This is a genomic window from Massilia sp. TWR1-2-2 (assembly GCF_049897565.1).
GTDB lineage: Bacteria > Pseudomonadota > Gammaproteobacteria > Burkholderiales > Burkholderiaceae_D > JAFCUW01.
Genome location: NZ_JAFCWM010000010.1, coordinates 87,913 through 107,938, shown reverse-complemented (window position 1 = coordinate 107,938; position 20,026 = coordinate 87,913). Strand labels below are relative to the sequence as shown.

Genomic DNA, 20,026 nt, shown 5'->3' with positions numbered 1-20,026 from the left:
GATGCAGGCATTGTGCCATAGTCAGCCTGTTCGCACCGTGTCACAGCCGGCGATGCTTGAGCGCAGGCAAGCTTTCGCGCACGCCGGCGAGGAAGTCGGCGTCCAGCTCGCCGCTAATGACGCCCTCGCCCTCGGCCAGGCAGGCCTTGACTTCGCCCCACGGGTCGATCAGCATGCTGTGCCCGTAAGTGCGGCGCCCGTTCTGGTGGCGCCCGCCTTGCGCCGCGGCCAGCACGTAGCACTGGTTTTCGATGGCGCGCGCGCGCAGCAACACGTCCCAGTGGGCCAGGCCGGTGGTGTGGGTGAAGGCGGCCGGCACGACGATCAGCGCGCATTCGCCCATCGCGCGGTACAGCTCGGGAAAGCGCAGGTCGTAGCATACCGACAAGCCGACGCGCCCGAACGGCGCCTCGAAGGTGCCGACCGCCGCGCCCGGCACGATGGTGCGCGACTCGTCGTACGATTCGTCGCCTTTGTCGAAGCCGAACAGGTGCATCTTGTCGTAGCGCGCCGCCGGCTGGCCGTCCGGCCCGTACACCAGCGTGGTGTTCATTACCTTGGCGGCGTCGTTCGAGACCAGCGGCAAGGTGCCGCCGATCAGCCAGATGCCGTGCTCACGCGCGGCGTCGGCCATGAACTGCTGGATCGGCCCGTCGCCGATCTGCTCGGCATGCGCCACCTTGTCGGTGTCGCTCATGCCCATGATGGGCCAGTACTCGGGCAGGCTGACCAGCGTGGCGCCGGCGGCGGCCGCCTCGCCCACCAGGCGCGTGGCGCTGGCAATGTTTTCCGCCACGTCGGGCGTCGAGACCATCTGGATGGCTGCCACTGTCGTCATGCGCTACTCCTGTTGTGTGCTTACTTGTTGGTGGCCGTCGCCGGCAGCGCGTTGCGGTCGAGCTTGGTAATGACCGGCGCCTTCCACGGCCCGATGATTTGCATGTGGTAGGTCAGCGCCTTCATCATCGGTGCGCGCAGGAACAGTTGCGCCAGGAAGCTGCCGATGCCGACCACCGGATTGACCGCCAGCGCATACACCAGCGGGCCGGTGCCGAGATTGAATTCGGGGATCACCACCACGTGCAGGTTGGTCGATTCGTTGGCGATGTCGGCAGTGCCGTCCATCAGCACGGTGGCGGCGACGCCATGCATTTTCAGGTTGTCGGTTTTGAGCACGCCGCGCGTGATGATGGCGTTGGCGCTGATGCCGTCGAACGCCAGGCCTTCCGAAAAGACGTCGTGGAAGTCGAGCTTGAGCAGGCGCGGCAGCGCCTGCAGGCTCAGCACGCCAAGCAGCTTGGCCGCGCCCGGGTCCTGCTTGAGGAACTGGCCCGCTTCGACGTTCATCTGGATCTGCCCGGACAGCGTCGGGATGTCGAGCGAATACGGCAGCCCCATCCAGGACAGGTCGCCCGACAGCTTGCCCTTGCCGCGCTTGAGCGTGTCGGGAAAGCCGAAGCGGTCCAGCAGGCGGCCGGCGTCGGCGATGTCGATGGTGAAATTGAGGTTGGTGTTGCTATTGCCATCCCTGGTCAGCCACTTGCCGGTGGCCTTCAGGTCGCCGTCCGGATTGGCCAGGCTGAGCCGGTTGATGCGCCACTCGCGCCCGGCCAGCGCTTTCTCGTTGCTGGCCTGCAAGTCGAGCCGGCCCAGCTGCTTGTTGAACAGCTCGAAGCGCTCGGCGACGATGTCGAGCGCGGGAATGCTTGCCGTCGCGCTCTTGTTCTCGAGCAGGTCCTTGACGTCGGCGGCGGCCGATTCGGGGATGATCAGGGACGACAGCCGCGCCGTCACCTTGCCCAGTCCCTGCCCGCTCGGCCCCTCGTTCCACGTCACGTAGCCGGACGCCTGGCGCGAATCGATGTTGGCCTGCCAGCTGCCCTTCTGGTGGGTGGCGCCGACCACGACGTTGTCGAGCTTGCGGTCGGCCACGATCAGTTCACCAGCGCGCGCGGCCATCACGTCGGGCACGACGTATTGGGCCAGGCCGGGCGCCGCCGGCACCGCCGCGCTGGCGTCGGCCGGCGCCGCGGCGGCGGCTGCAACGGCCGGGCCGGGACCGGCGATCGCGCTGCCAAGCGCGATCCACTGGTCGACGTTGAGCGCCTTGGTGTTGACGTTGACCGTCACGCCGCTGTCGGGCTCGGGGGCCGGCACATTGACGCCGATGCCGCCGCGCACCACGCTCCACGGTCCGCGGCCCTGGCGCTGGCGCTGGTAGCGCGCCGCGATGGCCGAGCCGAGCGAGACGCGGATGTCGTCGCGCCCGAGCCCGCTGTCGGTGACGGGACTGCCGGTCAGCACGAAGTGCAACGGCATCGCGTCCGACGCGGCCGGCTTGCTGGCCGGCGCCGGGAACGACAGGCCGAGCCCGGCCAGGGTGGAGTCGACCATCACCTGCAGCTGGCGGTCCTTGACCGCCACCGAGCCGGTGTAGCGGGCGCCGCCGCTGAAGTGGCTGCCGAAGCGCTGCATCGCCGGCGCCGGCCACGCCTTGCGCATGCCTTCGGCGGTCATCGCGCCGGCCAGCTTGATCAGGATGCCGCCGCCGGGCTGGGTGCCACCGGTCAGCGCCAGCGGCCCGCCCATGAAGCTGGCGCCGACGCCGTTCAGGCTGACGCCGCGCTCGGTAAAATCGATCTTTCCGATCGCCGCCTGCAGCGGCGGCAAGTCGTCGAACAGCACGACGTCGTTGTTGATCATCTGCAAGCTGCCCTGCACCTTGGTGTCGTGCAGGTGCGCCATCGGCATGCGCAGCTTGAGCGCCAGGCGGGCATTGGCCGACGCCCGGGTGTCTTCGGTGAAGCGGCCGATCCAGTCGAGCACCGGGCTGGCGGCGACGTAGCGCAGGAATTCCTGCATCGGTCCGGCGGCGTTGCCGTCGATCTCGAGCTGCATGTCGTGCGAGGCCAGGTCCGGCACCACCGCCTTGACGGCCGACAGCGCCACGCCGCCGGTGGTGGCGCTGTCGGCCTTGATTTCCATCCGCGTGCGGTCGAACAGGATACTGCCGTTGATCTTCTCGGCGAGCGGCCACAGCGGCGACTTGCCGTCCTTGGCCGGATGGCCGGGCGTGTAGTTCAGCTGGCCATTCTCGATGTGACCGGCGACGCGGAATTCGCCGCGCGCGCGCTCGCCGGCACTGTCGGCGCGAAACGGGAACTGCGCCAGCTCGCCGCGCAAGCGCACCGTGACGTCCTGCGCCACGCCGTCCTGCAGCGCGCCGGTCAGCCAGGCGCGCAGGGTTGGCTTGGTCTGCAGCGGCAAGTAGCGGTCGATGGTATTGATCTGGAACCCGGTCAGCGTGCCGTTCAGGTCGGCCGTGCCGAGTCCCTTGCCCGCCACTAGTGGCATCAGGTGGCTGCCGGCCAGGGTGCCTTTCAGCGCACCCTGCGAAAAACTCATCGAGTCCAGCTGCAGCGCCAACTGCTCGCCCTTCGGATACGACCAGCGCGCCTGCATCTTGAGCGCGTCGAACGGCATCGCCGGATCGGCGAACCAGGTCGGCAGCTGCAGCACCAGCTTTTCGGCGTCGATGGCGATGCTGCCGCCCTTGTCGCTGGCGTCGATGGTGCCGGTCAGGTTGTCGAAGCCGGGAATGGCCGGCATGGCCGCCACCGCCTCGGCTGTGGCGGTTTTGGCGCGGGCCGGATGGGCCGGCTGGGCCTTCAGGCCGAGCTTGTCGAGCTTGCCCTTGACGCGGTAGGTGGCGATGGCCGGGTAGCGGCCTTCCCATTCGGCGGAAAAATCGAGCAGCTTGCCGCGCGGGGCGAAGTCGTCGAGCATCGCGCGCCGGTTTGCGCTGATCGGCAGTTGCTCGGCCAGTTGGGCCAGCATCGCCAGGTCGAGCGCGCGGGCGCTGACGACAAATCTTTCCGGCCGCCCGCCGCGCGCCGGCGTAAACGACTCGGACATGGTGGTCGGCGGCAAGGTCAGGCCGTCCTCGGTCTGTACCGAAAAATTGTCCAGCGTGACGCTGTGGCCGTGGCTGCCGAAGGTCGGGGTGCCGTCTTCGACGCCGGCCGGGAACTCCTCGCGCGCCGACAGGCGCCCGCTGACGCGCGCCAGGTCGAGCGGCGGCAAGTCCTTGCCGAGCCGGGCCTTGACGCCGGCCAGCGCGACGTCGGCGGTAAAGCCGGCCAGCTTGGCATGGTCGAGCGACAGCCAGGCGCGCACCGATCCCTTGCCCTGGGTCAGTTCGAACGGGTAGTCGACGTACGCCTTCCAGCCGGCCAGGTCGGTCTCGCGCAAGTCGGCGTACAGCTCGCCTTTCCACAGCTTGACGTCGGCGCGGTTGGCGGCAAAGCGCGGATGGGTGAAGTCGGCGCGCAGGTCGAACGGCTGCGCCAGCGACGCCGGCGGCGTGGCGTGCAGCGCGATGCGGTGGCGATTCCAGGTGTTTTGCAGCAGCAGGCTGACGTTGGCCAGCGCCAGTTCTGGCGCCCCGCGCAGCTGGTCGGTCCAGCGCACCTGGCCTTCGCGGATGACGATCTGGCGCTGGCGCAGCGGCCAGTCGTTGGGGGCGCCGCCGCCGGCGCCGTCGAGCGACAGGCCGGCCACGGTCAGCTTGCCGCGCGCGTCGCGCCGCACGTCGAGGGTCGGACGGATGATGTCGAGCGTTTCGAAGCGCGCCTCGCCGGCCAGCAGGCTCCACCAGGCCAGCGTGGCCGACACGCTCGGCAACGTCAGCGCCGCGCGGCCCTGCGGGTCGCGCACGACGACGTCGCCGAGGAACAGGTTCGGCCGCAGCCCGTCCCAAGAGGCGTAGATGCGGGCGATCGACACCGGGTTGCCGAGCGCGCGGCCGGCCAGCCGCTCGATGTCGCCCTTGTAATAGTCGATATTTGGCAAGATGGCGTAGCGCACCATCAGGAACACGACCGCCAGCGTGAAGTAGAACAGCAGCGCCAGCTTGACGGTGAAGCCGAGAATGTGGTGCGAGGCCAGGTTGCAGATGCGATAAGCCGCACGGACCCGGCGCCAGCGCTCTGCCAGCGGCAGGTGTGGGGCGACGCCGGCGACTGCGGCCACGTCTGCGGTATCCGGGTTGTGCATCGTCAGACCAATATCTCGCTTGCGGTGAATTCAGCTGCGCGTGCACGCAGCGGCGCGTTGAACAAACGGGTAAAACCCTCATGAAGGACGACAGCGCTTGCGCCAACGTCGCCGCCCCTTTACCATCGTACCGACCGGGGAAGATCGGGCGGCCCAATTCTACCGCATAGCAGCTTTCCCGAACTCCACTTTTCACGCTGCCGGACCATTCCATGCCCCCAACTTCGCAGGCCCTGTCGTCGCGCTTCTATCAACGCTGGCTCGACGCCGATCCGGGCCGCGCGGCGCGGGTCGAGGAACTGTCCAGATTATCGCTCGACCGGCTCGATCTTGGCGCGGCGCTGGCGCATGAGGCGGCGGCCGGCGCGCTGCCGCTGCCGCGTGCGCTGCGGCGCCTGCGCAACCTGCTGGTGGCGGCGATCATCCGCCGCGACCTCGACGGCCAGGCCGACCTGGCCGAAATAGTGGCGGCGATGACGGCGCTGGCCGACTTCGCCATCCGCACCGCGCTGGCTGCCGCGATGGACGAGCTGGTGGCGCTGCACGGCATGCCGACGGGCGCCGAATCGGGCCTGCCGCAGCAGATGATGGTGTTGGCCATGGGCAAGCAAGGTGGCGGCGAACTGAACGTCTCGTCCGACATCGACCTGATCTTCGTCTACCCGGAGGACGGCGACACGCAAGCGCAGGCAGGCCAGCGCGCGCTGTCGAACCACGAGTTTTTCGCTCGCCTGGGCAAGAAACTGATCGCCGCGCTGTCGGAAGTGATCGAGGACGGCTTCGTGTTTCGGGTCGACATGGCGCTGCGGCCGAACGGCGCCTCCGGGCCGCTGGTGGCGAGCCTGAACATGGTGGAAAACTACCTGATCGTGCAGGGCCGCGAATGGGAACGCTACGCCTGGGTCAAGGCGCGCGCGGTGACGGGCGAAGCGGTCGACATCGCCGCGCTCGACGCCATCGTGCGCCCGTTCGTGTTTCGCCGCTACCTCGATTTTGGCGTCATCGACGCCATCCGCACCATGCACGGCCAGATCCGCGCCGAGGTCGACCGCCAGGAGCGGCTGCACCCGGACCGCAGCAACAACGTCAAGCTCGGGCGCGGCGGCATCAGGGAGATCGAATTTTTGGCCCAGGTGTTCCAGCTGATCCGCGGCGGGCGCGACGCCGCGCTGCGCGAACGCTCGACCCGCACCACCTTGCGCGTGCTGGCCGAAAAGGAACTGTTGCCGGCCGACACCACCTTGCAGTTGCTCGCCTCCTACACGTTCCTGCGCAACCTCGAGCACCGCCTGCAATACCTCGACGATGCCCAGACCCATACCTTGCCGGCCAGCGACGCTGACCGCGCGGTCATTGCGCGCATGATGAAGCTGCCGAGCGTGGACGCGCTGTTGGCCGAGCTGGCCGCGCACCGCGCCTTCGTCGCCGGCCAGTTCGACGCCATCTTCAGCGACAAGAGCGAATCGAGCGACGACAGCGTCAATCCGCACTCGAGCGACGCCAACGCCGACCTCGACAACCGCGCCTCGATCGAGGCGCGCTTGGCCAGCCTCGGTTTTGACGACGCCGCCGGCGCCGCCAAGCGCGTGATGGGCACCTGGCAGGCGCCGCGGCTGCAGGCGCTGCCCGAGGCGAGCCGCACGCGCCTGCTGGCGCTGCTCAATGCGGCGCTGCCGTTGATCGTTCGCGTCGTCACGGAGGCCGGCGTCGGCAGCCACAGCGCGACGCTGGGGCGCCTGCTCGACTTCTTCGAAGCCATTGCGCGCCGCTCGGCCTACCTGTCGCTGCTGACCGAATACCCGCACACGCTCGAGCGCGTGATCCGCATGATGAACGCCAGCGGCTGGGCGGCGACGTTCCTGGCGCAGCATCCGATCCTGCTCGACGAACTGCTCGACGACCACCAGCGCGACGCCACGCCGGACTACCAGGCGCTGGCGGCGCAGCTGCGCGAGCAGCTCGATGGCGCCGCTGGCGACACCGAGCGCCAGATGGACATCTTGCGCGAGACCCACCACGCGCAGCTGTTCGGCCTGCTGGCGCAGGACCTGGCCGGCGAACTGACGGTCGAGCGGCTGGCCGACTACCTGTCGGCGCTGGCCGATCTGATTGTCGACGCCACCATCCAGGCGGCGTGGGAGACGATCGCCGCGCGCCACCGGCCAGTGCCGCAGTTCGCGGTGATCGCCTACGGCAAACTGGGCGGCAAGGAACTGGGCTACATTTCCGACCTCGACGTCATCTTCCTGTTCGACGACGACGACCAGGAGGGGCCGGGCAACTACGCCAAGCTGGCGCAGCGCTTCATTACCTGGATGACGGCGCACACCTCGGCCGGCATCCTGTTCGACGTCGACACGGCGCTGCGTCCGGATGGCGCCTCGGGCATGCTGGTGTCGTCGGTGGCCGCGTTCGAGCGCTACCAGGACAGCTCGGCGTGGGTGTGGGAACACCAGGCGCTCACGCGCGCGCGCTTTTGCGCCGGCGACGCCGCCATCGGCGCGCGCTTCGCGGCGATCCGCGAGCAGGTGCTGCGCAAGGACCGCGACGCCCAGGCCGCTCAGCTGCGCGATGAAGTGCTGAAGATGCGCGCGCGCATGCACGAGGCATCGCGGAGCCGCGACGGCCTGTTCGACCTGAAGCAGGAGGCCGGCGGCATGATCGACATCGAATTCATGGTGCAGTACCTGGTGCTGCGCCATGCGCACCAGTATCCGCAGCTGACGGCCAACACCGGCAACATCGCGCTGCTCAAGCTGTGCGGCGAGCTGGGGCTGATCGATGCGGCGCTGGCGGCGGCGGTCGGCGACGCCTACCGGGCGATGCGCAAGCTGCAGCACCAGGTGCGCCTGCAGGGGCAGGACAATGCGCGGGTCGAGCCGGCGCTGGTGGCGAAACACGCGGCGCAGGTGGTGATGCTGTGGAAAGCGATGTTCGGGCAGTGAAGGCGAACCATTGTTAGTTCGTCGTTGCGGGGCAGGCGGCAAGTCGATTCGGCCAATGGCAAGAAACGACGGTCTGTGGACGACGTCGGCGAACGGCATCACGCACTCCCCAATTCACTGACCACCAGCTGGCGCTTGCCGTTCGGCGCCAGCGCAATGTCGTCGGCTTCCTCGATGGCGATGTCGAACCAGCCGCCCCAGCGGCGCAGCTGGGCGTCGAGCACAAAGCGTTTCTGCTGCTCCGACAGGCGCCGGTAGCGCGCCACGACGCACAGCGTGATCGCGCCGGCGACCCGCTGGCGCACCTGGTACAGCCGCACGAAGTCCCAGGTCGCTTCGTCGATGACGATCGACAGGCCGGGGATGCGGGTGCCGTCGCGCGCCACCAGGAACTGCTGGCGGCGCCCGTCGATCGAGACGCACACGCCGTCGGCGCCGATGGCGCCGAAGTCGTCGCTGCAATAGCGGATCAGCGGCATCAGGTCGTTCCACAGCGAGGTGCCGACGATTTCGCTGCGCTCGCCGGCGTCGCGGTTTTCATGCAGCGCGTACAGCGGCTCGAAGCGGTACGGGCCGGTAATGCCGTCGCGGTGGCCGGCAAACGCCAGGCTGGTGCGCTCGGCCAGGCCGTAGCAGACCGACACCGGGCAGGCGAAGCGCGCGCCGATGGTGGCGAGCTGCTGGCGCGTGGCCGGCTCGGACGCCAGCAGCACGGCGCGCACCTGTAGATCGAGCGCGGCCGGATCGATCATCTCGGCCAGCGCCGCCGCCGAACTCGGATAGGCGTGGATGTAGCGCGGCCGGAAGCGCGCGATGGCGGCGACGATGTCGCCGCGGTGGCGTGGCGTCAGGTGGTAAGGCGAGAGCATCAGGCGGTTGCCGACCACCCGCACCGGTCCCTGATGCGCGAGCCGGCGCGCGTCGGCGCCGATGCGCAAAATGCGCGCCTTGTCGGCGCTAAAACCGAACTGTCCCCATTCGTGGGCAAAAAAGGCTTTTTCGATGTCGGCCAGCCGCTTGCTGCGCCACAGGCCGATGCCCTGCCCCGACGAGCCGCCGCTGGTGGCGTAGTGGAGCCGGAGGGTGTCGGCGCGCTCGTCGAGGAAGTCGTGCTGGCACGCCATCACCTGCGCCTTTTCCAGGTAGGGAAAGCGCTGCAGCAGCTCGCACGGCGCCTCGTGCGCCAGCTCGGCGGCGCTAAGGCGCACGCTGCGGCGGTAGAACGGCACATGCACGGCCGCGCTGGCAAGCACGTGGCGCAGCCGGTGTTCGGCCGCGGCGCGGCGCCGCTGCGGATCGGCGGCCAGCAGCTTGCGCACGTGAAAGTAGTCCGGGTGGTACAGCCAGCGCGCCGGCACCCAAGCGCGACTGGCGTAGTAGCAACGCAGCAGGCGATCCTGGAAGCCCATGGCGTTCGCCCTTAACCGTTGATGGCGCGCCTGAACGCGTCGGCGCTGCCGGACAAGCCGAGCCTGGCAAGGGTGCGCGACTCGGCGCCGAAATCGCGTCCGAGCAGGCCGCCGGCGACGACGATCAGCGCTTCGGCCACCGGCGTGGCCACGCCCATCAAGCGGCCGATCGACGCCAGCAGCCCCAGCCCCATCGGCACGTCTTCGGTGATGAAGCGCGTTTGCATCGTCGAAGGCCCCTTCGGTCCGCCCTCGCGGGCGTAGCGGCGAAATACCTCCAGCGCCGGCACGGTCAGGTCAGGCTCGTTGCGGAAGCGGCATTCGTCGAAATACGGCGACGGCGTGCCACCAGTGGCGGCGATGACGGCGTTTTTTTCGGCGTCAAGCCGCGCCAGCAGCGCGAGCACCGACGGCGTGAACGCCTCGCGGTACATCCAGAACTCGCCCTTGGAAAACTCGATGCGGCTGGCCGACAGCAAGGTGCCCAGCGTGTGCACCACCAGGTTCGGATTGTGCATGGCCGATTCGACCAGATTGGTGCGCACCGCAACGTAAGTGGGGAAGAAACGCGCGGCCAACGCCAGGCCCTCGGCGCTGCGGGCGCGCGGCAGGAACGCCAGCGCGTTGCGGGTGTTGCGGTAGAGGATGTTGACGACGCCGGGCGCCAGCAGGCGGGCGTCGTAGGGAAGGCTCTCGCCTTCGGCGAGCAGGAACGGCACCCGCGCCTGGTACGGCAGGAAGTAGCAGGCGCCGAGGTAACCGGGCGCCAGCAGCACCAGCTGGTGCGGCTGCAGCCAGGGCCCGATCAGGCGCGCGACGTCGGCGTGGCAGCTGGTTTGGGTGGTGATCATCACCAGGTCGGGCGTGACGTCGAATGCGGCGGCGACGTCGCGCGTGGCCAGCGCCAGCGGCGCCGTGCTGCGCTCGCCGCCGTCGGGATTGCTGACGACCTCGATGCGGCCGCTGGCGGCGATGCGCTCGAAATGTTCGTCGTGCAGCGCATGCGACGTCTTGAGCAGCGCGACGCGGTGATCATCCTGCGCCAGCACGGCAGCCAATGCGCAGCCCGCGTTGCCAGCCCCTATCATCAGCACGTTCATCGCTCCTCCGCTCGCGTCATGGCCTCTAAACCAAGGTAGCAGGCGGGCGCGCGCGTTGTTTGCGCACACTCAGGGCGGCGACGGGAACAAAATGGGACGAAAAAAAACCGGCGCATGGCCGGTTTTTTTGCTCACGCCCCGGTGCAGCGGGCGGTAAGCGGGTTTTCAGAACGCGTATTCCGCGGCGAGCTTGATCGACCGTGGACGAATCGCATAACCACCACGCAGGTCAACCGGCGCCGATTCCACCCCGGCGTTGCGGATGTTCATCGACAGGCGGGTGTTCTTGAAACCGGTGTACGAGACGTTGATGTCGGCACGTACCGAAACGCCCATGTAGCATGGCAGATCGTCGGTCGGCTTGATGCGCGCCTTGCAGCCAGCCACGTTCCAGGTTGCCTGGTCGGTCTCGTCAAAGTTCAGCTCCGTACGCGACAAGCGGGTAAACCGCAGCGACGTCGCGAAATCGCCCTTCTTCCAGACCGTGCTAAATACCGACGTGTACTTCGGGTTGCCGCGCAGGCCGATCGTGTTCGGGCGATATTTATTTGCATCGATATCCCAGTTGCGATATGCCAGCGCGACGGTGGTCATCAGGCCCATATTCACGGTGCCATAGGCGCCGCTGAACCGGGTCGACAAGTCGATATCGACGCCGGTGGTCTCCGTCTTGCCGAAGTTCTCGTAATTGAGCAGCAGCGACTGGATATTGCCGACCGCAAAGGCCAGATTGGCGCCTGGCTGCAGTTGGTTGGCGCGGTCGGTCAGGCGACGGTCGGTATCGCTGACCGGGTTGCGCACCAACAGTTTGGCGTATTCCGGCTTGCTTTCGCGCTCCAGCACATAGGACACCGCGCGGTACGCGATCTCGTCGTTACGCTCGATGCGGAAGTAGTCGATGGCGAGATTGACGTTGCGGGCCGGCTCCATCACCATGCCAAGCGTCAGGCTCTTCGACGTTTCCGGCTTGAGCGATTTGCTCGACGAGATCATCGCCGGGATCGAGGTCAGGCAGCCCGAGTTGTAGGCAACGGTTGCGTCGCTCTTGTCGTTGGTGTTGCCGTTTTTCAGGATGTCGCGAATCGCGGTGGCGGTATCGCAACGACGCGGGTCCAGGGTGCTGTTGAAAAAGCCGGTCAGACCCACCTTGCCCAACGTTTCAGGGATGTTCGGCGCGCGGAAGCCGCCCGCCAAGGTGCCGCGGAGCAACAGTTTCGGCATGACGACATAACGCACGCCCAGCTTAGGAGACAGATGGGCGTCGAAGCCGTCAGCCTTGTCCATGCGCACTGCGCCGTTCACCTCGAGCTTTTTCGTCAGCGGCGCGTTCAATTCGAGGAACGCGGCCGACAGGTTGCGCTGGCCATCGATCCACAGCGAGCCACGACCGATGATCTGGGCGTTGACCACGTTGTCGGTCGACTTGACGTACATGCTTTCGCGACGCACTTCACCGCCGAGGGCGAACGACAGCGGGCCGCCCGGCAGCGCCATCAGTTCGCCGTTGATCTTGCCGTCGACCCAGTCCTGCGACAGCTTGGCGTCGGTGCCGATAACCGGGAACATGCGCGCCAGAAGTTCTGGGCTGTTCGGCCCGCCGATCTTGTATTCGCCGCTGGCGACCGCCGCCGGCATGGCGGTGCGCTCGGCGCCGTGGTCGCGCGATGTCGCATCGGCGCCAACGCGTCCACCGGCGACTTCCCACTCCCAGCCGCGGGCGAAGGTGCCGTTCAGGCCTGCCATCACGCGGTACTGGTTCGCTTCAGAAGGGCTGACCCACATGTCGAGATTATCCATGAAGCGATAATCGATGCCGACTGGGAACGGGAACGGGTTGGCAGGGTTGCCCACCGCCAGTTTCGGCTTGGCTGCCGACTGCGATGTCTTGGTATTGCCGTCGAACCAGTTGGTCGGCGAACCCGCGCTGGTTGCATACGGCAGTGAGCGGTAATCGGTACGAGTCTTCGAGTACGACACTTCGGCAAAACCGCGCACTTCGCTGCCGAGCTTGAAACGAGCCTGGCTAAAGAAATTGAGGCGCTCGGCGCCGTCGGAGGACTGGGTGATGCCGGTCAGGTCGCTGGTGCACAGGCCGCCAGCGTTGATGCGCTCGGCCGGGCAGGAAGCGACCGCCTTGCGCAGCGCCGTCGGGTTGGCGCCGCCCTTCGGCTCGTTCAGGTTGCCCGGGAACGAAAACACGCTCGGATCGCCGAATGCAGGATTGACGTACTTGCGGTGCCAAGGCGCGAACTCGCCGATGATTTCCGACTGCATGTAGCCCTTGCGCTGGTACGCTTCGAGGTTGGCGAAGACGTTGAAGCCGTCGCGCTCGAGGTTGCCCATGCCGCCGGCGATGCCGGCTGTCTGCTGGCCGCCGAACGAGACGCTCTGATTGCGCTCGATGCTGGCGCTAAGGCGCAGCCCTTCGTAGGTGTTGCGGGTGATGATGTTGATCACGCCCGACATCGCGTCGGAACCGTAGATCGCCGAGGCGCCATCCTTGAGCACTTCGACACGTTCGATGACGTCGGCCGGAATCGAGTCGACGTTGACGAACACTTCCTTGCCGCCGTCGGCGAAGGCGTAGTTGGAGACGCGACGGCCATTGACCAGCACCAGCGTCGCGCCCTTGCCCAGGCCGCGCATCGAAGCGCCCGAAGCGCCACGCGCAAAGCTGTTCGCGTTGCCGTCGTCGCGCAACGTGCCGGTGTCGAACGAGGTCAGTGTATCGAGCACCTGGCGCACGGTGTTGGCGCCGGTGGCCTTGATGTCTTCACGGCGCAGCACAGTCACCGGCGAGGCGGTTTCGCCTTCAATGCGTTTGATGTTGGAACCGGTGACGATGACTTTCTGGACGACAGGTTCGGCGGCGGCATTGGCGGTCTGCGCCATCACGAACTGCGACGAACCGAGTGCCAGCGCAACGGCAACGACACTCTGCTTGACTACGAGTTGCTTATTCAAAATTTCTCCCCTGGTTCTACGATGGTGTTGGACTAGGCCGGGCTTTATAGCCCGTTTCCATGAAGCGATAACATCTTGCACGAAGTTTTTCCGTTCGCACATATCGAACCTCATCTGCGGATGCAAGAATGTGCTGTTTGTTGTATTTGCGATACGCGGGCCGTACACGCTTGGCAATTAAGACGCCGATTCCACGTGAGCAGTTGAATTTCGATCGGCATAGGGTGGTCCGCCTTGGCGGCGTTCCTTCGGTCCGCGACTGCACCACCCCGCCATCCATGATGCCGCTGTTCAAATAAGCGCGCACCAGCCATCAACGGCCACGCGGTTGCCCGATGCCGCGAGGTCTGATCGATATCCAGTCCATCCACGCCAGCTGCTCCCTTGTTGGCACGCACACGCTTGAACGCCCGCAGCAGGTTCACTGTCGTCAGCGCCCCTTGCAGCAGCGCTGACCCTGTGCCGATGGGGTCGAGCCTTCCCGGCGCTACCACCAACTACTATGACCTCTGCTGAGACCGCGCTCCGATTTTTTTTCATTGTCGCCCTTTCAGGCGTAAGGCGGGGGCGTCGCCAGGAAGGGGACGGTTCTTGTACATCGGCTCGTGATTTATGCTCCACGCTTCCTTCCCACACTCGGTCACCCTCATGCAGTTGCGCTTCACTTCGCTCACTGTGGTCAGCTTGCGGCGGGTCTTTCGCCCGCAGGAGTGCGCCCATGCTGGGCGCACCGACAAAAAAACCGGCATACGCCGGTTTTTTTGCCTGCAGCCAGTACGGCCGCCAAAACGATCGATGCTTACTTGGCGTTCATCAGCGCCACGGTGGTGTCGAGCATGCGGTTCGAAAAGCCCCACTCATTGTCGTACCATGAAGACACTTTGACCAGGCGGCCCGATACCTTGGTCAGCGTCGAATCGAAATTCGACGACGCCGGATTGTGGTTGAAGTCGATCGACACGAGCGGCTCGGTCTGGTACGTCAGGATGCCTTGCAGCGGGCCCGACGCGGCGGCCTGTTCCATCAGCTGGTTGACTTCCTCGACGGTGGTGTCGCGCTTGGCGATGAAGGTCAGGTCGACCAGCGAGACGTTGATAATCGGCACGCGGATGGCGAAGCCGTCGAGTTTGCCGTTCAGTTCAGGCAGCACCAGCCCGACCGCGGCGGCAGCGCCGGTCTTGGTCGGGATCATGCTCATCGTCGCCGAGCGGGCGCGGCGCAGGTCTTCGTGCATCACGTCCGACAGCACCTGGTCGTTGGTGTAGGCGTGCACCGTCGTCATCAGGCCGGTTTCCAGGCCGATGGCGTCGTTGAGCGGCTTGACCAGCGGCGCCAGGCAGTTGGTGGTGCAGGACGCATTCGAGATCACCGTGTCGGAGCTTTTCAGCACGTCCTGGTTGACGCCGAACACGATGGTGGCGTCGACGTCCTTGCCGCCCGGCGCCGAAATGATGACCTTCTTGGCGCCGCCCTTCAGGTGGGCCGATGCTTTTTCCTTGGTGGTGAAAAAGCCGGTGCACTCGAGCACGACGTCCACGCCCAGCTCGCCCCACGGGATTTCGGCCGGGTTACGCTGGGCGAACACGCGGATCGAATCGCCGTTGACGATCATGTTGTCGCCCTCGACGGTCACGGTGCCGGGAAACTTGCCGTGCGCCGTATCGTAGCGGGTCAGGTGGGCGTTCGACTTGGCGTCGCCCAGGTCGTTGATGGCGACGATCTGGATGTCCTGCTTCTTGCCGCCTTCATAGAACGCGCGCAGCACATTGCGGCCGATGCGGCCATAACCGTTGATTGCAACTTTGATCGTCATTCTCTGCTCCTGATAAGTAAAAAACCTTGTTCATGCGGCGCCGGCGGGACCGCCGGCGCCGCTCCCTGTTTAACTAGGCTGCGGTCACCAGCTTGACCTTGGCCACGACGTTGTCGACGGTAAAGCCAAAATGCTTGAACAGCTCCGGCGCCGGCGCCGACTCGCCGAAGGTGTCGATGCCGACCACGGCGCCTTCGAGACCGACATATTTATACCAAAAATCGGTCACGCCAGCCTCAATAGCAACACGCGGCGTGCCGCGCGTCAAGACGCTGGCCTTGTAGGCCGAGTCCTGGCGGTCGAACACGTCGGTCGACGGCATCGACACCACGCGCGCCGCCACGCCCTGCTCCTTCAGTACCGCGGCGGCCTTGACGGCCAGCTCGACTTCGGAACCGGTGGCGATCAGGATCACCTTGGCGCCTGGCGCGTCCTGCAGCACGTAGCCGCCACGGGCGATGTCGGCGATCTGCTGCGCGTCGCGCTGCTGGTAAGGCAGGTTCTGGCGCGAGAAGATCAAGGTCGACGGGCCGTCGGCGCGGCGCACCGCGGCGCCCCAGGCGGCCATCGTCTCGACGGTGTCGCACGGACGCCAGTTGTCCAGGTTCGGGATCAGGCGCAGCGACGACACGTGCTCGACCGACTGGTGGGTCGGGCCGTCTTCGCCCAGGCCAATCGAATCGTGGGTGAAGACGAAGATCGAACGCAGCTTCATCAGCGCGGCCATGCGCAGCGCATTGCGGCTGTAGTCGGAGAACGTGAGGAAAGTCGCGCCGAACGGGATGAAGCCGCCGTGCAGGGCGATGCCGTTCATGATCGCGCTCATGCCGAACTCGCGCACGCCGTAGTTGATGTGGTTGCCCGGCTTGCCGGAGCGCAGCGCGACGCATTCTTTCCAGTTGGTCAGGTTCGAGCCGGTCAGGTCGGCCGAGCCGCCGAGGAACTCAGGCAGCACCGGCGCCAGCGCCTGGATCGCGTTCTGGCTGGCCTTGCGGGTGGCGATGGTTTCCTTCTTGTCGACGCAGGCGGCGATTGCCGCGGCCAGGGTCGCGTCGAAGTTGGCCGGCAGCTCGCCACTCATGCGGCGCTCGAGTTCGGCCGCTTCTTGCGGGAACGCGGCGCGGTAGGCGGCGAAGCTGGCATTCCACTGCGCCTCGAGGGCGGCGCCTTTTTCCTTGGCGTCCCAGGCGGTGTACACAGCGGCCGGGATGTCGAACGGCACAGCATCCCACAGCAGGTGCGTACGCGCCGCCGCCACTTCGGCGTCGCCCAGCGCGGCGCCGTGCACCTTGTCGCCGCCTTCCAGGTTCGGCGCGCCTTTGCCGATCACAGTCTTGCAGCAGATCAGGGTCGGCTTGTCGGACTTGCGCGCCTGCGCCAGCGCGGCGTCGACCGCCGCGACGCTGTGGCCGTCGACGTCCGGTATCACGTTCCAGCCATAGGCGGCGAAGCGCTGCGGCGTGTCGTCGGTAAACCAACCTTCGACCTTGCCGTCGATCGAGATGCCGTTGTCGTCGTACAGCGCGATCAGCTTGTTCAGGCCGAGGGTGCCGGCCAGCGAACACACTTCGTGCGAGATGCCTTCCATCAGGCAGCCGTCGCCAAGGAAGGCGTAGGTAAAGTGGTCGACGACTTCATGGCCGGGCTTGTTGAATTGGGCCGCCAGCAAGTACTCCGACAAGGCCATGCCGACCGCGTTGGCGAGGCCCTGGCCGAGCGGGCCGGTGGTCGTCTCGACGCCTGGCGTGATGTCGACTTCCGGGTGGCCCGGGGTCTTCGAATGGAGCTGGCGGAAACTCTTGATGTCGTCCATCGACACGGCGTAGCCGGTCAGGTGCAGCAGCGCATAGTGCAGCATCGATCCATGCCCGTTCGACAGCAGGAAGCGGTCGCGGTTGGCCCATTTCGGATTGGCCGGGTTGTGGCGGTAGTGACCGTCCCACAACGCCACCGCGATGTCGGCCATGCCCATCGGCATGCCGGGGTGACCGGAATTAGCTTTCTGGACTGCGTCCATTGCCAGCGCGCGAATCGCGTTGGCCATCAGGGTAGTGGTTTGCATAGGTTTCATCGATCGAATTGGTGAGGATGTAAGAGTGGGAAGCGAAGGCGGGGCAGCAATATCTTAGCCAACTATTTTACCAGACCAGCAGCTGCCCAATTAAAATGCGCGGTAATTACCGCTGACCGACTGGACCTTTCATGCCGCGTTTCTACTGCCCCCAGCCGCTCGCCGCCGGCGCCATCATCGCCCTGCCCGACGCGGTCGCCCACCACGCCTGGGTGGTACGCCTGCAGCCGGGCGCGACTCTGACGCTGTTTAACGGCGACGGCGGCGAATACCTGGCAGAGCTGGCCGACGTCGAGAAGAAGCGCGCCAGTGCGCGCATCCTGGCGCACGTGGCGCGCGAGTGCGAGCTGCCGTACGAAATTACACTGGCACAGGCGCTACCGGAAGCGGCCAAGATGGACTGGATCATCGAAAAGGCGGTCGAACTGGGCGTGGCGGCGATCCAGCCCCTGGCGGCCCAGCGCAGCGTGGTGCGGCTGTCGGCCGAACGTGCCGAAAAGCGTCTGGCCCACTGGCAAGGGGTGATCGTGGCAGCGTCCGAACAAAGCGGGCGCAACCGGCCGGCGCGGCTGCACGCGCTGGACAGCTTCGGCGCCTGGATCGTCCATCACGACCCGCACCAGCGTATCTTGCTGAGCCCGCGCGCGCGCGCGTCGCTGGCGCATTGGGCGCGCCAGCAGGCGCCGCAGGCGGTGACGCTGCTGGTCGGTCCGGAAGGCGGCTACACCGAACAGGAGGAGGACCTGGCCATCGCCCATGGTGCGCTGGCGCTGGCGGTCGGCCCGCGCATTTTGCGTACCGAAACGGCCGGCATGGCCGCTGTGGCCGCCCTCAACGCGCACTGGGGCGGCATGTGAGGCGGCGCCGGCAGCCCGCCGGCGCTTGCGAACCGATCAAAAAATGGGGAAGATGCGCACAGCGCGCATGCCGCCCGCCGCCTTTCAAGAGAATCCCGCCGATGAACAACCAGAACTATCTCGCCGACGTCAAGGCCCAGTACGAACACCTGCCCTATCCGCCGGTCGATCCGCAGGACGAGAAAAAGCGCCTGCAGCGCACCTGGCTGGAAGACTTGCCGATGATGAATCACTACTGCTTTCAAGGAAAGCAGAGCTTCCGACAGGGGTTCCGGGCGCTGGTGGCCGGCGGCGGCACCGGCGACGCGACCATTTTCCTGGCCGAACAGCTGCGCGCTACCGATGCCGAGATCGTCCACCTCGACCTCAGCGCGGCCAGCATTGCCATCGCGCGCGAACGGGCGGCTCTGCGCGGTCTGAACAATATCCGTTGGATCGAGGACTCGCTGCTCAACGCACCAGACCTCGGACTGGGAAAATTCGACTATATCAATTGCTGCGGCGTCCTGCACCACCTGGCCGACCCGGACGCCGGCTTGCGCGCACTGCAGGCGGTGCTGGCCGATGGCGGCGCGATGGGGGTAATGGTGTACGGCGCGATCGGTCGCTTCGGCATTTACCAAATGCAAGCGATGTTGCGCTTGGCAAATGCCGCCGACGCCAGCGCCGACGCTAAGATTGCCCAGGCGCGCGCCTTGCTCAGTGTATTGCCCGCATCGAACTGGTTCAAGCGCGGCGAAGACTTGTACGGCGACAGCCGCAAGGGCGACGCCGACCTGTACGACATGTTCCTGCATTCGCAGGACCGGGCCTACACGGTCGAGCAGCTCTACGCGTGGCTTGCCGATCAACACGGTTACCACATCACGTTGAGCGACATCCACCGCGGCCGCTTCCCCTATTTACCGGCCATGACGTTACGCCAGGACGCAACGTTGATGCGCGCGAGTCTGGCCGGCATGTCGGCGCGCGCGCAGCACGCCTTGTCTGAACTGATCTTGGGCGACTTGCTGCGGCACACTTTTTACCTGACCGGTTCGGTAGCGGCCACCGCCGCTTACGGCGACGCCCAGATGATTCCCTTTTTCTTTCACGAGCCGTTGACCGGGGCGGCACTGGCGCCAGTATTTACGTCGAGGGACGGCAAGCCGATCACGCTGCACCATCCGTTCCTCGGCTTGACGACGCAAATCGATGCCGGCACTTATTCGGCGACGATCTTACGCCACGTCGACGGCCGCCGGACTTTTCAGCAGGTGTTCGACCTGGTTCGCGCCGAGCCGGCCTGGCGCCATGATGCTCCCGATAATACCGCCCTGTTCGCCGATTTCCGTGCTTCGTATGACGCGCTCAACGCCATCGAACGGCTGCTATTGCGCCACGCGTCGTGCCCGGCGCTATAGCACGCCTGTCCAGGCGGCATATCGGGCATGTCAAACAAGGCGCAAGGCAGTCTTCACGGCATAAAAACAACACTGTCCCGGAAATTCGCCGACAAGGCAACCGTATCGATGTGGTGCGCCGACGGCGCAGCGGCCGCCCCATTCCGGTGCGCTGCCGTGCCTGCCTCAACGGAAAATGCTGCGTAGCACACACCGCTCGAATAGCGGGCAGTGGTCCAGCGTGCCCCGGCAACGCGCGCCGCAGCGGGGATCGGAAAGAATTTATTGTGCACTTGCAGCAAATACACTATCGGGACACCAGCGATCTCGGTTCGCCCAATTTTGGGTCGCTTGCCTTCAGCCTGCTTATGTTGGCCGGGAGATATTGATAGTTGACACTTGTAATATGCACATGGTCTGATACACAGCG

At 66.1% G+C, this 20,026-nt stretch carries 10 protein-coding genes and 1 pseudogene; 3 read left to right on the top strand and 8 right to left on the bottom strand.

What is annotated here, in order from left to right; genetic code table 11:
* Positions 1–40: 40 nt before the first annotated feature.
* Both ACP7DD_RS11610 and ACP7DD_RS11605 read right to left on the bottom strand, forming a co-directional pair.
* A complete protein-coding gene (locus ACP7DD_RS11610) occupies positions 41–838 on the bottom strand; it encodes a carbon-nitrogen hydrolase family protein (protein WP_426174958.1) in 798 nt (265 codons plus the stop codon).
* 20 nt (positions 839–858) lie between these two features.
* Positions 859–5,055, bottom strand: a complete 4,197-nt coding sequence (locus ACP7DD_RS11605; RefSeq protein ID WP_426174957.1) for a YhdP family protein — start codon at positions 5,053–5,055, stop codon at positions 859–861.
* Between the two features lie 212 nt (positions 5,056–5,267).
* Between ACP7DD_RS11605 and glnE the strand changes: the two genes are divergently transcribed.
* A complete protein-coding gene (gene glnE / locus ACP7DD_RS11600; RefSeq protein ID WP_426174956.1) occupies positions 5,268–8,000 on the top strand; it encodes a bifunctional [glutamate--ammonia ligase]-adenylyl-L-tyrosine phosphorylase/[glutamate--ammonia-ligase] adenylyltransferase in 2,733 nt (910 codons plus the stop codon).
* Between the two features lie 98 nt (positions 8,001–8,098).
* Here glnE and ACP7DD_RS11595 read toward each other — a convergent pair whose 3' ends face one another.
* The 6 genes and pseudogenes from ACP7DD_RS11595 to tkt all read right to left on the bottom strand — a co-directional run bounded on the left by ACP7DD_RS11595 (position 8,099) and on the right by tkt (position 17,357).
* A complete protein-coding gene (locus ACP7DD_RS11595; protein ID WP_426174955.1) occupies positions 8,099–9,409 on the bottom strand; it encodes a hypothetical protein in 1,311 nt (436 codons plus the stop codon).
* Positions 9,410–9,420: 11 nt separating this feature from the next.
* Positions 9,421–10,509 (bottom strand): NAD/NADP octopine/nopaline dehydrogenase family protein, encoded by a 1,089-nt coding sequence (locus tag ACP7DD_RS11590; protein ID WP_426174954.1) that lies wholly within the window; start codon positions 10,507–10,509, stop codon positions 9,421–9,423.
* Positions 10,510–10,674: 165 nt separating this feature from the next.
* Positions 10,675–13,473 (bottom strand): TonB-dependent receptor plug domain-containing protein, encoded by a 2,799-nt coding sequence (locus ACP7DD_RS11585; RefSeq protein WP_426174953.1) that lies wholly within the window; start codon positions 13,471–13,473, stop codon positions 10,675–10,677.
* A 317-nt stretch (positions 13,474–13,790) separates the two neighbouring features.
* Positions 13,791–13,934: pseudogene (locus ACP7DD_RS11580) on the bottom strand (group II intron reverse transcriptase/maturase); the annotation flags it as partial.
* Between the two features lie 338 nt (positions 13,935–14,272).
* A complete protein-coding gene (gene gap / locus ACP7DD_RS11575; protein WP_426174952.1) occupies positions 14,273–15,286 on the bottom strand; it encodes a type I glyceraldehyde-3-phosphate dehydrogenase in 1,014 nt (337 codons plus the stop codon).
* Between the two features lie 73 nt (positions 15,287–15,359).
* A complete protein-coding gene (tkt, locus tag ACP7DD_RS11570) occupies positions 15,360–17,357 on the bottom strand; it encodes a transketolase (protein ID WP_426174951.1) in 1,998 nt (665 codons plus the stop codon).
* Positions 17,358–17,488: 131 nt separating this feature from the next.
* On the opposite strand from tkt, the gene ACP7DD_RS11565 reads away from it, so the two are divergent.
* Together ACP7DD_RS11565 and ACP7DD_RS11560 are read left to right on the top strand one after the other, a co-directional pair.
* Positions 17,489–18,214: a 16S rRNA (uracil(1498)-N(3))-methyltransferase gene (locus ACP7DD_RS11565; protein WP_426174950.1), complete on the top strand. Its 726-nt coding sequence runs from the start codon at positions 17,489–17,491 to the stop codon at positions 18,212–18,214.
* Positions 18,215–18,315: 101 nt separating this feature from the next.
* Positions 18,316–19,617 carry a class I SAM-dependent methyltransferase gene (locus ACP7DD_RS11560; protein WP_426174949.1) on the top strand — a complete coding sequence of 434 codons (1,302 nt, stop codon included), beginning with the start codon at positions 18,316–18,318 and terminating at the stop codon, positions 19,615–19,617.
* The last annotated feature ends 409 nt before the right edge of the window (positions 19,618–20,026 follow it).

Coding starts and splice junctions, on each gene's coding strand:
- ACP7DD_RS11610 (WP_426174958.1), bottom strand. CDS start 838: ATGACGACAGTGGCAGCCATCCAGATGGTCTCGACGCCCGACGTGGCG.
- ACP7DD_RS11605 (WP_426174957.1), bottom strand. CDS start 5,055: ATGCACAACCCGGATACCGCAGACGTGGCCGCAGTCGCCGGCGTCGCC.
- glnE (WP_426174956.1), top strand. CDS start 5,268: ATGCCCCCAACTTCGCAGGCCCTGTCGTCGCGCTTCTATCAACGCTGG.
- ACP7DD_RS11595 (WP_426174955.1), bottom strand. CDS start 9,409: ATGGGCTTCCAGGATCGCCTGCTGCGTTGCTACTACGCCAGTCGCGCT.
- ACP7DD_RS11590 (WP_426174954.1), bottom strand. CDS start 10,509: ATGAACGTGCTGATGATAGGGGCTGGCAACGCGGGCTGCGCATTGGCT.
- gap (WP_426174952.1), bottom strand. CDS start 15,286: ATGACGATCAAAGTTGCAATCAACGGTTATGGCCGCATCGGCCGCAAT.
- tkt (WP_426174951.1), bottom strand. CDS start 17,357: ATGAAACCTATGCAAACCACTACCCTGATGGCCAACGCGATTCGCGCG.
- ACP7DD_RS11565 (WP_426174950.1), top strand. CDS start 17,489: ATGCCGCGTTTCTACTGCCCCCAGCCGCTCGCCGCCGGCGCCATCATC.
- ACP7DD_RS11560 (WP_426174949.1), top strand. CDS start 18,316: ATGAACAACCAGAACTATCTCGCCGACGTCAAGGCCCAGTACGAACAC.